We start from the raw sequence: 13,801 nt of genomic DNA, 5'->3' as shown, positions 1-13,801 counted from the left end.
TCATTTAGCAAAGAGGTGAATTTTGAGTTTTTACGCTTTTGAAGGGGTGATCCCAGTTGTTCACCCTACCGCATATGTACATCCATCAGCGACGGTGATTGGTGATGTGATTATCGGTGAAGGGGTGTTTGTTGGGCCTAACGCTTCTTTACGTGGAGACTATGGCCGTTTGATCATAGAAAAAGGCGCCAATATTCAGGATTGTTGCATTATGCATGGTTATAGCGATGTCGAAACCATTGTCCACGAGTGTGGGCATATAGGCCACGGAGCTATTTTGCATGGATGTATTATTGGTCTAATGCATTAGTGGGAATGAACAGTGTGATTATGGATGGAGCCCTGGTTGGTGAACAAAGTATTGTTGCGGCGATGAGCTTTGTTAAAGCTGGGTTTCAAGGCGAACCTCGCCAATTACTGGTTGGCAGCCCTGCACGTTTTGCTCGTCATATTCGTGAGGAGGAATTGCATTGGAAGCAGCTCAATACGAAAGAATATCAAGACTTAGCCATTCGATACCGACAAGGATTACATGAAACGTTACCCTTGATAGAAATAGAGTTGAATAGGCCAAGGCTCATGGGGACAACGGATGTCAAACCTAAAGGCCAGTAATTAATCTTTGAACGCCCAGTTAAAAGCTGGGCGTTTTCATTATCGACAGTGATTATTATGAAAAAATGAGGTTAGTTATTTTTTTGCTGTTCAGCTTTTTGAAACCACTCTTGAGCCACGCTTTCATTTTTTTCAACGCCATCACCATTTTTATACATCACACCGAGATTAAATTGTGCGGAAGCATTATTTTGTTCCGCGGCTTTGAGAAACCATTCTTTTGCAAGAGTATAACTCTGCGGCGTGCCAATTCCTTTTAGATACAATATGGCAAGCTGATTTTGCGCGGGCGCATAGTTTAGCTCAGCGGCTTTTTGATACCACTCTTTCGCTAAGCTATGATTTTGGTGGTTATCTTTTTCATCTTGGTACAATAATCCAAGATTATATTGTGCGGATGGGTAATTTTGTTCAGCGGCCTTTTGTAGCCATTTTATTGCCATTTCTTTATTTTTAATGCCGCCATCACCATTTTTATACATCATGCCAAGATTATATTGTGCAATGACGTAATCTTGTTCTGCTGCCCTTTGAAACCATTCTCTGGCGGAGGTATAATCTGGTTGTTTTTCAGTGTCTTGAATATAGATAAGCCCTAAATTGCTTTGAGCGGGTGCATGCCCTCGTTGTGCAGATTTTAGATACCATTCTTTTGCTAGTGAATTGTTGGGGGGAGTACCTAACCCGTCTTGATGCATTAAACCTAAATTGTACTGAGCAGCCGCGTTTCCTTGCTCAGCGGCTTTTTGAAACCACCGCAACGCTTCTTGATAGCTTTGTTCGGTACCCAAGCCGTCTAAGTATATAAGTGCAAGGTTGAATTGCGCGTTTGTATTTCCTTTGTCTGCGGCACTTTGAAGCCACTTTAAGGCGAGGGGATAGTTTTTCTGGGTTCCGTCACCGTTTAAGTACATTTCACCGAGTTGGCTTTGTGCGTCAATATAGCCTTTATCAGCAGCTTGTTGAAACCACTCTTTTGCTTGAGCAAGATCCTTCTTGGTTCCTTCCCCTTTTTTATGCATTATTCCAAGGTTATATTGAGCTTGCGCGTATCCCTGTTCAGCCGATTTCTGGAGCCAGCCCTTTGCCAGAGTATAACTTTGCTGAGTTCCCAAACCTTGTAAATAAATTATCCCAAGATTGCTTTGTGCAGCGTCATATCCTTGTTCAGCGGCTTTTTGAAACCACTTTATTGCCTTAACATAGTCTTGCTTGGAGCCAGAACCGTTGAAATACATGATCGCGAGTTGATTTTGAGCCTCAATATTGCCTTGTTCTGCTAATATTTTTGTTTGCTCAAAGTTATCATTATTTAACTCTGGGTTTGAATATGCATGGCTTGCCGTTATTAACAATAGCGCGATTAGAAATAATTTATTTTTCATATTAATTATAGGTGATAAATAGCGTCCATTTTCTGCTATGAAAGTTAAGTTTTCTTAGCAACCTTTTAACCTAAACCAATATTCAGTAAATATTTCTCTCTTGGATAGGCAATACTATACAGGCTTATTTTCCCATAGATGGCTATCATGCCATAAATAATATATTTTTAGAATTATAAAGCTAGCTTTGCATCTCATTTGTTGAGTTGTATAAGTTATTGAAAGTATATGAAGAAAATTAATTTGTTGATTTTCGGCTGATAATACAAAGCGGGAAAAATACGCTTTTATCCCGCTTTGTCGACAGCCTTAACGCAGACTTGAGCCCGTGTTTTTTTGATGTGATCATTATGTTAACGGCGTTGTGCCTTTGATAGCATCCATTGCCATTTTTGCTCTCGATTTAATTCACTCGGTGGCATAGATGCCGCTTTCACTGGAGAATCAATAGTGACTTTTTCAGATTGGTGGTTTCTAAGACGTGCATAAAGTTGATTATCAATTTTTGTAACCTTAATCAGCCTTTGGCACTGACAGCCACGACCCGATAATTTATTCGGGATCATTTTAACTTCACATTGAATTTCAGCTACGTCAGATAAAATATAAGAAACAATATTAACCGCATTAGGGTGAGGGATATCAAAATTATTGGATATTTCTCTGGCGGTGATCCAGCGCCCTTGTTTCATTACCCAGTTAGCAATGGATAAATACAAAGGTTCATTAATATATTGTCCACACATAAGCGCTCCCAAATATATTTATTAAAATTGGCTAAATAAAGAGAAACTATATGCAAATTGTAGTTGGAATGCGTTTATTTGTTTCCTGGTTTTTAAATTAAGAAAACAAAATAATTAAATATTAAAGCCTGGTTAAAATTGTTAAAATCATATAGTCGTTATTATTCAGTGTTAAGCATTGAAATATAATAGGAAAAGCTTTATTGCATAATGCAATGAAAAACCAATATAAGTCAGAGCTTAAGTTACACTGTCATACAGTGACATAGTTCATATTAATGGATTTAAAAATAATTTGCATGTTTTTATTTTCAAAATTTACATTCAAGATAAATATTTTGTATATATTCTGTTTTAGAGTGAATAGAATAAATATCATTGTATATAAGTTTATTATGTTTGGTTTTTTTATTTATTATTATGATATAAAAATATAATTAAGATGTAAAAGCAGGGTTTAAAAGTGTTTTTTTTAAAAGTTGCATTGGAAATGAAATAATAGAGTTAAAGTTAACACTCTATATACTGTGTATATAAAAAGAAAATGAGAGTGATTAACTTTGTTATTTAAAAAGGCATTACATTATCATGGTAATGCCTTTTTTCGTTAACCTATTACTTGGCTAAGTAGGTATTAATTGACTTAATAATACCCGTTGCATCTAACCCGAGCTCAGCGATAAGTTCCTCTTGGCTACCTTGAGAAATAAAATAGTCTGGTAAACCAAGGTTTAAAACAGGAATGATTCTTTTTTCCTGCATTAGGAACTCATTCACACCACTACCCGCACCACCCTTAATTGCATTTTCTTCGAGTGTAACGAGCACATCATGGCTGTTTGCCACCTCAAGGATTAAGGCTTCATCTAATGGTTTAACAAAGCGCATATCAACCACAGTCGCATTTAATTGCTCAGCGGCTTCTAATGCATGACTAAGTAACGTACCAAAACACAAAATAGCAACTTTTTCCCCTTGGCGACGGATAACTCCTTTACCAATTTCTAGTGGAGCTAAAGGCTGTAGCTGTGCACCTGTCCCCGTGCCTCGCGGGTAACGAATAGCACTTGGACCATCTTGGTAATGGTAGCCAGTATGTAGCATTTGGCGGCATTCGTTTTCATCACTTGGTGCCATGATCACCATAGTAGGGATACAGCGTAGGAATGAAATATCAAATGAACCTTGGTGGGTTTGGCCATCAGCGCCAACAATGCCGGCTCGGTCAATAGCAAACATCACCGGTACTTTTTGGATAGCCACGTCATGGATGACTTGGTCATAACCCCGTTGTAAGAAGGTCGAATAGATAGCGACGATGGGTTTATAGCCCCCAATAGCAAGACCAGCTGCAAAGGTGACAGCATGCTGCTCTGCGATCGCGACATCGAAGTATTGATCAGGGAATTCTTTAGAAAACCGAACCATACCAGAGCCTTCGCGCATAGCTGGCGTAATTGCCATTAGCTTGTCATCATCTTTGGCTTCTTCGCACAGCCAATCCCCAAAGATTTTAGAGAATGTCGGTCCCGTCTCTTTGCTTTTGGGTAAAGTGAATGTGCTTGGGTCAAATTTTGGTACTGCGTGCCAACTGATCGGGTCCTTTTCGGCAGGTTCATAACCACGACCTTTTTTAGTCATGATATGTAAAAACTGTGGGCCTTTTAAATCACGCATGTTTTTTAAGGTTTGAACTAAGGCGACGACGTCATGTCCATCAACAGGGCCAATATAGTTAAAGCCTAATTCTTCAAACATGGTACCGGGAACAACCATACCTTTGATATGTTCTTCGGTCTTTTTCAGCAATTCTTTGATTGGCGGTAAGTTAGAGAAAACTTTTTTCCCACCTTCACGTAATGTGGTGTATAGCTTGCCAGAAAGCAGGTGAGCCAAATGGTTATTTAACGCGCCAACATTTTCGGAGATAGACATTTCATTATCATTTAAGATAACAAGCATATCGGGTGCGGCGTCCCCTGCGTGGTTCATGGCTTCGAATGCCATCCCTGCGGTGATAGCTCCATCACCAATCACACAGACGGTTTTACGGTTTTGCTTTTCTTTTTCTGCCGCAATAGCCATTCCTAAACCCGCACTAATCGATGTGGATGAATGGCCAACACTTAAAATGTCATATTCACTTTCTTCACGCCATGGAAAAGGGTGCAAACCATTTTTTTGACGAATAGTATCAATACGGTCACGACGACCCGTTAAAATTTTATGTGGGTAGGCTTGGTGCCCGACATCCCAAACAAGGTTATCAAACGGGGTTTTGTAGACGTAATGTAATGCGACGGTAAGCTCAACTGCACCGAGACCAGAAGCAAAGTGACCACTAGAACGGCCAACGCTACTCAGCAAAAACTGTCTGAGTTCATCACACAGCTTAGGCAAACTTTCTTTGGGCAACAGACGAAGCTCATCTGGTGTCTCTGCCAATGCTAGCGTTGGATATTTAGCGATATCAATACTCATTAGGTACTCACTTATAATTAATAAAAAACCCACATATTGAATACTCGGTACTGAAACAGTTATCTAAGTATTGCGGTGCGTAAATTTATCTACGCATATTGTGGGTGATCCTCATTGATTGCCTTTCTATAACTCGCTTAGTGTAAGCAATAGTCTGTCTGTTTTTTGAGTTATAGAATGTTCTGAAGATTCATCAAGGTAATAAATGCCGTAATTATCGACCTTCTTGTTGCCAAAAGGCAAAGCATATTGTCAGTTTTTACGCTCAATAATGAAATTAGCTAAAGCGCTTAGCATTTCTATATTATACCCATATGACTGGATCGTCTCTAAAGCGCTTATTGCATCATGATATAGCTCACGTGCTTTTTGTTGAGCCGCTTCAAGGCCGAGTAAAGATGGGTAAGTGCTTTTTTCGTGCTCAGCATCAGTCCCTTGGCGCTTACCTGTTACCGTGCTGTCCCCGATAACATCTAGGATATCGTCTTGAACTTGAAAGGCAAGCCCGATGGACTGTGCGTATTTATCTAAAACAGGTAGTAATTGATGCCCTTTTTCGCCAGCGGCATAAGCACCAAGGCGAATAGCTGCGCGAATGAGTGCACCAGTTTTATGCAGATGAATACGTTCTAAGGATTCAAGGTCGACGTATTTCCCTTCGGCGTCTAAATCCAGAGCCTGCCCACCACACATCCCAGCAAGGCCACTTGCATAGGATAGCTCGGCTATCATTGCGATACGGTCTTTATCAGCGACATCTGGCATTGGGGCACAAGCAAGTAATTGAAAGGCCAGCGTTTGTAATGCATCTCCCGCCAAGACAGCATTACCCTCACCATATTTTATATGGCAGGTTGGTTGACCTCTGCGTAAATCATCGTCATCCATAGCGGGCAGGTCGTCATGAATTAATGAATAGGCATGGATGCACTCGACAGCGGCAGCTGGTGCATCAAGGTTTTCTTGGTTCACACCAAGCATAGAGCCTACCGCATAAGTTAAAAATGGGCGTAAACGTTTCCCGCCTAATAACGTGCCATATCGCATTGCTTGTGCAAGAGGAAGGTTTGCAAAAGGCATCGCATTTAGGGCATCTAAAAGGTATTGATTGACTCTGTCATAGGTTTGTTTTTGTTGCAGCGTGAAGCTATCTAAATGTTGTTCAGACATAATTTATTCAGTATCAGGTGAAAAATCGGCAAGAGGTTTATTTTCGTCATCACTGAGCAATATTTGTACACGCTGCTCAGCTTGTTGCAGTACTTTTTGACCTTGTTTGGCAATTTGAACGCCACGTTCAAACTCATTCAGAGCGTCTTCTAGAGGGAGGTCACCGGATTCAAGACGAGCGACGATTTGCTCTAGCTCTTGAAGCGAGTTTTCAAAACTAACAGGTGCAACTTGCTGAGATTTTTCTTTAGCCATATTCTTTAGCCACTAATGTTAAATTAGTTAATTCGGGGAATGTTAAATATTTAGCAGACTAACGTAGTCTTGCCACGGTTACAATTTATTATTGGTGTTTTTAGATTCAGTCCGCAAGATAGTGTTATAATACGCCTCTTTATTGACAATTGGTAACCTATACGTGTGTCCTTGTTAAGACACGTTCGTTTGCCCCACAACCATGAACATGCAGCTATTATGAAGTTTATCATTAAGTTATTCCCAGAAATTACCATCAAAAGCCAAACTGTTAGGCTACGTTTCATTAAAATTCTGACTAGCAATATCCGTAACGTGCTAAAACCTCTTGGCGAAGAAATTTCGGTTGTCCGTAATTGGGATAATATTGAAGTGCGTGTGAAAGGGGAAACGAAGCACGACGAAATTTGTGACATGTTAGGTCGTATTCCCGGTATCCACCATATCCTTGAAGTGGAAGAAAAACCGTTTACTAGCCTGCACCATATTTATGAAATGACCCATGAATCTTATGGTGCGTCTCTCGAAAACAAAACTTTTTGTGTTCGGGTGAAACGCCGCGGTAAGCACGAATTTTCATCGATTGAAGCTGAGCGTTACATTGGTGGTGGTTTAAACCAACATATTCCTTCGGCTAAAGTTAAGCTCAAAGACCCAGATACAACCGTGCATTTGGAAATTGAAGATGACAAACTGATTTTAGTTAAATCACGTATTGAAGGTATTGGCGGGTTTCCTATAGGGACGCAAGAAGATGTTTTATCGCTAATTTCCGGTGGGTTTGACTCTGGTGTTTCTAGCTATATGTTGATGCGCCGTGGTTGCCGTGTTCATTACTGCTTTTTTAATTTAGGTGGTGCGGCACATGAAATTGGCGTGAAGCAAATTGCACATTATCTATGGAACCGTTTTGGTAGCTCCCATAAAGTGCGCTTTATTGCTGTAAACTTTGAGCCAGTTGTGGCTGAAATTTTAGAGAAAGTCGATGATGGCCAAATGGGCGTTGTACTTAAACGTATGATGGTGAGAGCTGCGTCTAAAGTTGCGGAGCGTTATGGTGTGCAGGCAATTGTTACGGGTGAAGCGCTTGGTCAAGTGTCTAGCCAAACTTTAACTAACTTGCGTCTTATTGATAATGCTTCTGATACTTTGGTGCTAAGGCCACTGATTTCTCATGACAAAGAACACATAATCAAATTAGCTCGGCAAATTGGGACTGAAGATTTTGCGAAAACCATGCCGGAATATTGTGGTGTGATTTCAAAAAGCCCAACAGTGAAAGCTGTTAAAGCACGAATTGAAGCAGAAGAGGCCAATTTTGATTTTGCTATTTTAGAGTCTGTTGTGGAGCAAGCGCAAAATATCGATATTCGACAAATTGCACAAGAAAGCCTTGAAAAAGTCCCTGAAATTGAAATGGTGAGTGAGCTTTCAATTGAAAATGAAGTGATTTTAGATATTCGTTCAATTGATGAATTTGAAGACAAGCCACTGAATGTAGATGGAATGGAAGTTAAGCACATTCCATTCTATAAATTGAGTACGCAATTTGGTGACTTACCAAAAGATAAAACCTATTTATTATATTGTGACCGTGGGGTAATGAGCCGCTTGCAAGCGCTATACCTAAAAGAGCAAGGTTATGAAAATATAAAGGTTTATCGCCCATAACTTAAAACAGGGTGCTTGTATCACCAACGTACAATTAGAGAGAAATGTGGGGGAAATTCCCCCACAAGACTAGTTATCGCAAGATAACGTCGCTTGAACCAGCGTGCTTCCGCTGCTGATACTGAAAGAGCATAGCCTTTCTTGCATTAACAATGAAAAACACAACACCGTAAGACACACGGTAACTAGCCCCAGAAGGGCAATTTTGGCCATTCCTCTTGACTCCTTTTCTAAAAGGAGACAGAATCAAATTGTGAGGGTTTGAGACTGCCTCGGATTAAGATTAACATCTAAATTCGGGGCTTTCGTCTTTTTGGCTTTGGCAAATGCTTGAACCAAAATGATCCAAGCACCCACGGCAATCATAGCAAAGATCCACTCGAAATAAATCTATTTACAGTCAGTTTTTATAATAAAAATATTTAAATTCAATTGGTTATAATGATTTTGATATCATTGGTATTATTATGATTATTGATTGAACTGAAGTAAGAATGGCAAAGAGTGTAGATTCAAAACAGGGTGCTTGTATCACCAACGCACAATTAGAGAGAAATGTGGGGGAAATTCCCCCACAAGACTAGTTATCGCAAGATAACGTCGCTTGAACCAGCGTGCTTCCGCTGCTGATACTGAAAGAGCATAGCCTTTCTTGCATTAACAATGAAAAACACAACACCGTAAGACACACGGTAACTAGCCCCAGAAGGGCAATTTTGGCCATTCCTCTTGACTCCTTTTCTAAAAGGAGACAGAATCAAATTGTGTGATTTGGAAACTGCCTCGGATTAAGATTAACATCTAAATTCGGGGCTTTCGTCTTTTTGGCTTTAGCAAATGCTTGAACCAAAATGATCCAAGCACCCACTATGATAATAGCAAAAAAGGGCTATAAACGAAGTCTTTTTACTGATGATTTTATTTGATAATCATTATTATTCAGTGGGTTAATGTTAGCTGATAACCTATTATGCGATGTTATAAATTTCCATTTAATCTTCTAAATAATCGTTGATCCCATTCGGCAAAACTAGCTGGTTGGCAACATTCCCTGCAATTTCACGACCAACTAAGAGTTCGATTAATTTTAAGGCGAAATCAAAAGATGTTGCGGGACCTTGGCTCGTTAGCAAATTAACTCGCTCATCAAAATAAACTCGGCGGTCAACCCATTTATTGGCTGAAATTTTATCTTTCATGGCAGGATAACCCGTCATATTGCCAAGTGGGAATAGTTGATGGTACTCCAATACAATGGCTGGCGCTGCACAAATAGCTGCGACAATTTTGCCATCAAGATGCATGCGGCGAACCTTTTCGACAACCAGAGGGCTATCACGGAAAGTCTCAGCGCCAGCAAGCCCTCCTGGAAGTACGATTGCGTCAAAAGGTTCATCTGCGACTTTAATTAATGGTGTGTCTGCGACAATTTTCATTCCTCTAGAAGCAGTAACCTGTAAGGAGCTATCCTCAGTTACACTGGCTAAAGTAACATTAATACCGGCTCTGACTAATAAATCTGCGCTAGTCACGGTTTCTATTTCTTCACTACCATGAGCGATGCAAATTAGAACGGAAATCGTCATATTGTTGTTCTCTATTTTTGACTAAATGATAAAGGCGGTCATTTTCAGGAGTACTAAGCCCATGAGCTCGCGCTTGTTTGATTAAAAAACCCGTAATGTAATCAATTTCGGTACGGCGGTTATTGCGCACATCTTGCAGCATAGAAGAATAGTTAGCCGAAGTATTATAAATAATGCTGTATATATACTCGGTTAGCTCTGATTTATCGGTATGTAGCCCTTCTGCTTCCATAACAGCGCAGATTTCATCTATGATTTGTGAAATTTGTTTCGGGTAATCAATTAGCTGCCCATTTTTACAGTCATATTCAACCGTAAGCGGGTTAATCACGCAGTTTGCGATAAGTTTGCGCCAACAGGTTGTTTGAATATGGTTATGCCAAGCGACGTCTGGTAAAGCTTCATGTAAAATATCTGCAATTGGGTAGTAAGCTTGTGCTTGTGAATTAATTGCACCGATATGCGTAATACCATGAGCGACATGAAATACTTGGTTATTTTTTTGCCAAGCAGCGTGTGTTGTGACACCCGCTAAAATTGGGTGGCGTATAGGGGCGAGTTCTTCGATTGTCCCCATTCCATTGTGGAGCAATAAAATTGGCGTATTCTCAGGGATATTACCAAGTAAGGGGAGTAGGGCATCGGAAACTTGCCATGCTTTTAAACACACGATAACAAGCTCACTTGTTTGCAGATGGTTAATATTATTGCAAGGAATAAGTTCTCGGAAAGTACGCCCACTGGGGTCATTAACATCGACAAATAAATCAGACTGAGCAACACGTAACCAACCTTGTGTTTCGTGCCCTTGCAAGGTTAGTGAGGAAAGCCACAATTTACCTATTGCACCACAACCAATTAGGGTTATTTTCATTGTTTCCCCTTTCATATCGGATCTCTAACGTCTTATAAGGTAAGGCGGAAGTGATTTTTTCTTAGTATATACTGTTAATACGTTGAGTTGTAGTAAACGAAATCTAGTGGTCCTTGATAACTTGAAGTAGGGGGAGCAAAGACGGTATTATGCGGGCAACCTAAAAAATAATTAGTCGAGGTTTTAGTTATGCCATCGTTTGATATTGTATCTGAAGTTGAAATGAATGAAGTGCGCAACGCAGTGGAAAATGCACAGCGTGAGCTAACAAGCCGTTGGGATTTCAAAAATGTTGAAGCCAGCTTTGAACTAAATGACAAAAATGAGTCAGTGAAAATCACCAGTGAGTCTGATTTCCAAGTACTTCAGTTAGTCGATATTTTAAGAGAAAAAATGGCAAAACGCGGTATTGATGGTGCGGTATTAAATGTACCAGATGATATTGTACATAGCGGGAAAACCTATAGTGTTGAAGTGACATTCAAACAAGGGATAGATGCTGCTATTGCTAAGAAGATAATAAAATTGATCAAAGACAGCAAGCTAAAAGTACAAGCGCAAATTCAAGGCGACCAAGTTCGTGTGACAGGTAAAGCTCGCGATGACTTACAATCGGTTATGGCGCTCGTGCGTGGTGGTAATTTAGGCCAACCTTTCCAGTTTAATAATTTTCGCGATTAATCATTGTGAAACTTACATGTTAAATAGTTAGCCCATTTATTATGGGCTAACTATTTATTGCTTATTGTGAGTTGATAATCGCTTCGAGTTGTTCCCTGTTAATAATCTTTCTATCAACTTTAACGTAAGCACTTAACTCTTCATCTACAACGAGCGCTTCCATGACTCCATTTTGTGCCTGTAATTTTTGCTCAAGAGCGCGACTATCTTCAATGTGTTTTGGTAATTCGATGCGAATACTGCTGACATAAGGCGGTTGTTGCATTGTTAAGCTAATAACAAACCAGATAACCGTTAAAATTAAGCCACCAATAAAGACAGTGCTTGCCCCTTCAAAATTGTATAACCACCCACCGACAATACCACCGATAGCGACACCTAAAAATTGGCTAGTGGAGTAAACACCCATTGCGGTTCCTTTGTAACCAGCGGGAGCTTCCTTACTAATCAGTGATGGTAAAATGGCTTCCATAATATTAAAGGCAATAAAAAACAGTTGAATACCTAAGAAAATAACCCATAAGTGATTACCTGAAAGCCATAATGTCACTTCAGCAGCAGCGAGCAGTACGATGCAAAATAGAAAGACTTGCTTCATCTTGCGGTATTTTTCAGCATAAATAATGAAAGGCAGTACTGTTACAAAGGCAATTAGCATGGTAACTAGGTAGGCTTTCCAATGATCGGGGGCTAAAAAACCAGCTTTTGTCATAATGAGTGGCAAGGCAACAAAACTCGACATTAACAAGGTATGTAAACATAAAATACCTATATTCAATTTCAGTAATTGTGGCTGAGCAAGAACGGTTTTTAAGTTACCTTGAACAAAGGCTGACTCACGGTTTAAAACATGGGTATTGGTGTCTGGAACAACAAAAATAGTGAGTGCGATAGCGCCGACAGCGAGAAGTGCGATCCCCCAGAATAGGCCATTTAACCCAATCATATGGGTAATAATAGGGCCCAAAACTAATGCGATGGCAAATGTTAAGCCAAAGCTAATGCCTAGAAATGCCATAGCCTTGGTTCGATTTTGTTCGCGGGTTAAGTCAGAAAGTAATGCCATTACAGCCGCAGAAATCGCCCCAGCTCCCTGAAGGGCCCGACCGATGATAATTCCCCAAATAGAATCACTTAATGCAGCAATAATGCTACCGAGAATAAAGATCACTAACCCAATAATAATGAGTGGCTTACGGCCTATTTTGTCTGACATTAAGCCAAAAGGAACTTGGAAAATGGCTTGGCTAAGGCCGTAAATACCGATAGCAACACCAACTAAAAATTCGCTAGCGCCCTGTAAATGCATCCCATAGCTGGTCAAAATGGGTAAAACCATAAACATTCCAAGCATGCGCAAGGAAAAAACAGAACCTAACCCCCAAGTGGATCTAAGCTCTGTGGATGTCATTTTATTATCATTCATTTTTATTCTTCATATTTCGTGCTGTAGCGGTGTTGGCTTCTCTCGGCTCCTTAGGTCACATACTGATGTATGCTCCCTAAGATATCCTCGTTTGCCGCCTTGCTACAACACGAACTATTTTGAATAAAAAAGTGATGTTGTAGCAAAATAATTTAAACCAAACTATCAGTATGTTAGCTGTAGCGGTGTTGGCTTCTCTCGGCTCCTTAGGTCACATACTGATGTATGCTCCCTAAGATATCCTCGTTTGCCGCCTTGCTACAACACGAACTATTTTGAATAAAAAAGTGATGTTGTAGCAAAATAATTTAAACCAAACTATCAGTATGTTAGCTGTAGCGGTGTTGGCTTCTCTCGGCTCCTTAGGTCACATACTGATGTATGCTCCCTAAGATATCCTCGTTTGCCGCCTTGCTACAACACGAACTATTTTGAATAAAAAAGTGATGTTGTAGCAAAATAATTTAAACCAAACTATCAGTATGTTAGCTGTAGCGGTGTTGGCTTTTCTCGGCTCCTTAGGTCACATACTGATGTATGCTCCCTAAGATATCCTCGTTTGCCGCCTTGCAATAATATTCTTCATATTTCGAGTTGTAGCGGTGCTGGCATCTCTTAGCTACCTAGGTCACATATTGATGTACGTTCTCAAGGATATCTTCGTTTGTCGCTTTTCTATAATTCAATCTATTTTGAATCTTTATAAGTAGAACTGATTTTTTTAATGTATAAAATCAATGGATTATGGCTTTTAATAGTGCGTTTTATATCTAGCTTATAATAGCAAGGGGCTATTTAACCATAAAATTGCGTCATAAGGGTAGGCAGAATAAGTAAAAATGGGTCATTAACGCAAGGAATGGTAAATGAAAACGGCGGGGGAAACCCCGCCGTTTAGGCATAGTTATCAT

At 40.0% G+C, this 13,801-nt stretch carries 12 protein-coding genes and 1 pseudogene; 3 read left to right on the top strand and 10 right to left on the bottom strand.

What is annotated here, in order from left to right:
• The first annotated feature begins 22 nt into the window (after positions 1-22).
• Positions 23-615: pseudogene (gene caiE / locus M1F14_RS20345) on the top strand (carnitine operon protein CaiE).
• Between the two features lie 71 nt (positions 616-686).
• Here caiE and M1F14_RS20340 read toward each other — a convergent pair.
• The 5 genes from M1F14_RS20340 to xseB form a co-directional block, all read right to left on the bottom strand.
• Positions 687-2,000 carry a tetratricopeptide repeat protein gene (locus M1F14_RS20340; protein WP_048608382.1) on the bottom strand — a complete coding sequence of 438 codons (1,314 nt, stop codon included), beginning with the start codon at positions 1,998-2,000 and terminating at the stop codon, positions 687-689.
• Positions 2,001-2,353: 353 nt separating this feature from the next.
• The gene (gene caiF, locus M1F14_RS20335) at positions 2,354-2,746 is read right to left on the bottom strand and encodes a carnitine metabolism transcriptional regulator CaiF (protein ID WP_042846931.1); all 393 of its coding nucleotides are present in this window, start codon (positions 2,744-2,746) and stop codon (positions 2,354-2,356) included.
• 615 nt (positions 2,747-3,361) lie between these two features.
• Complete coding sequence (dxs, locus tag M1F14_RS20330) at positions 3,362-5,227, bottom strand: 1-deoxy-D-xylulose-5-phosphate synthase (protein WP_042846930.1); 1,866 nt, start codon at positions 5,225-5,227, stop codon at positions 3,362-3,364.
• A gap of 252 nt (positions 5,228-5,479) precedes the next feature.
• The gene (gene ispA / locus M1F14_RS20325) at positions 5,480-6,397 is read right to left on the bottom strand and encodes a (2E,6E)-farnesyl diphosphate synthase (RefSeq protein ID WP_042846929.1); all 918 of its coding nucleotides are present in this window, start codon (positions 6,395-6,397) and stop codon (positions 5,480-5,482) included.
• A 3-nt stretch (positions 6,398-6,400) separates the two neighbouring features.
• Entirely contained in the window at positions 6,401-6,652 is a 252-nt protein-coding gene (gene xseB, locus M1F14_RS20320; protein ID WP_042846928.1) for an exodeoxyribonuclease VII small subunit, read from the bottom strand.
• A gap of 219 nt (positions 6,653-6,871) precedes the next feature.
• Between xseB and thiI the strand changes: the two genes are divergently transcribed.
• The gene (gene thiI / locus M1F14_RS20315) at positions 6,872-8,323 is read left to right on the top strand and encodes a tRNA uracil 4-sulfurtransferase ThiI (protein WP_042846927.1); all 1,452 of its coding nucleotides are present in this window, start codon (positions 6,872-6,874) and stop codon (positions 8,321-8,323) included.
• A 69-nt stretch (positions 8,324-8,392) separates the two neighbouring features.
• Here the strand turns inward: thiI and M1F14_RS20310 are convergent, their stop codons facing one another.
• The 4 genes from M1F14_RS20310 to panE all read right to left on the bottom strand — a co-directional run bounded on the left by M1F14_RS20310 (position 8,393) and on the right by panE (position 10,783).
• On the bottom strand, positions 8,393-8,470 hold the full coding sequence (locus M1F14_RS20310; RefSeq protein ID WP_405127789.1) for a hypothetical protein: 78 nt from the start codon (positions 8,468-8,470) through the stop codon (positions 8,393-8,395).
• A 433-nt stretch (positions 8,471-8,903) separates the two neighbouring features.
• On the bottom strand, positions 8,904-8,981 hold the full coding sequence (locus tag M1F14_RS20305; protein WP_405127789.1) for a hypothetical protein: 78 nt from the start codon (positions 8,979-8,981) through the stop codon (positions 8,904-8,906).
• Between the two features lie 334 nt (positions 8,982-9,315).
• Entirely contained in the window at positions 9,316-9,909 is a 594-nt protein-coding gene (gene yajL / locus M1F14_RS20300) for a protein deglycase YajL (RefSeq protein WP_181469087.1), read from the bottom strand.
• On the bottom strand, positions 9,872-10,783 hold the full coding sequence (gene panE / locus M1F14_RS20295) for a 2-dehydropantoate 2-reductase (protein ID WP_042846925.1): 912 nt from the start codon (positions 10,781-10,783) through the stop codon (positions 9,872-9,874). Before panE ends, yajL begins: the two co-directional genes overlap by 38 nt.
• A gap of 189 nt (positions 10,784-10,972) precedes the next feature.
• Between panE and M1F14_RS20290 the strand changes: the two genes are divergently transcribed.
• Entirely contained in the window at positions 10,973-11,464 is a 492-nt protein-coding gene (locus tag M1F14_RS20290; RefSeq protein WP_042846924.1) for a YajQ family cyclic di-GMP-binding protein, read from the top strand.
• Between the two features lie 61 nt (positions 11,465-11,525).
• On the opposite strand, the gene M1F14_RS20285 is transcribed toward M1F14_RS20290, so the two are convergent.
• Positions 11,526-12,890 (bottom strand): MFS transporter, encoded by a 1,365-nt coding sequence (locus M1F14_RS20285; RefSeq protein ID WP_042846923.1) that lies wholly within the window; start codon positions 12,888-12,890, stop codon positions 11,526-11,528.
• Positions 12,891-13,801 lie beyond the last annotated feature (911 nt).

The organism is Providencia sp. PROV003 (genome assembly GCF_045040775.1).
Lineage (GTDB): Bacteria > Pseudomonadota > Gammaproteobacteria > Enterobacterales > Enterobacteriaceae > Providencia > Providencia huashanensis.
This window is presented reverse-complemented; position numbering and strand designations above follow the sequence as displayed.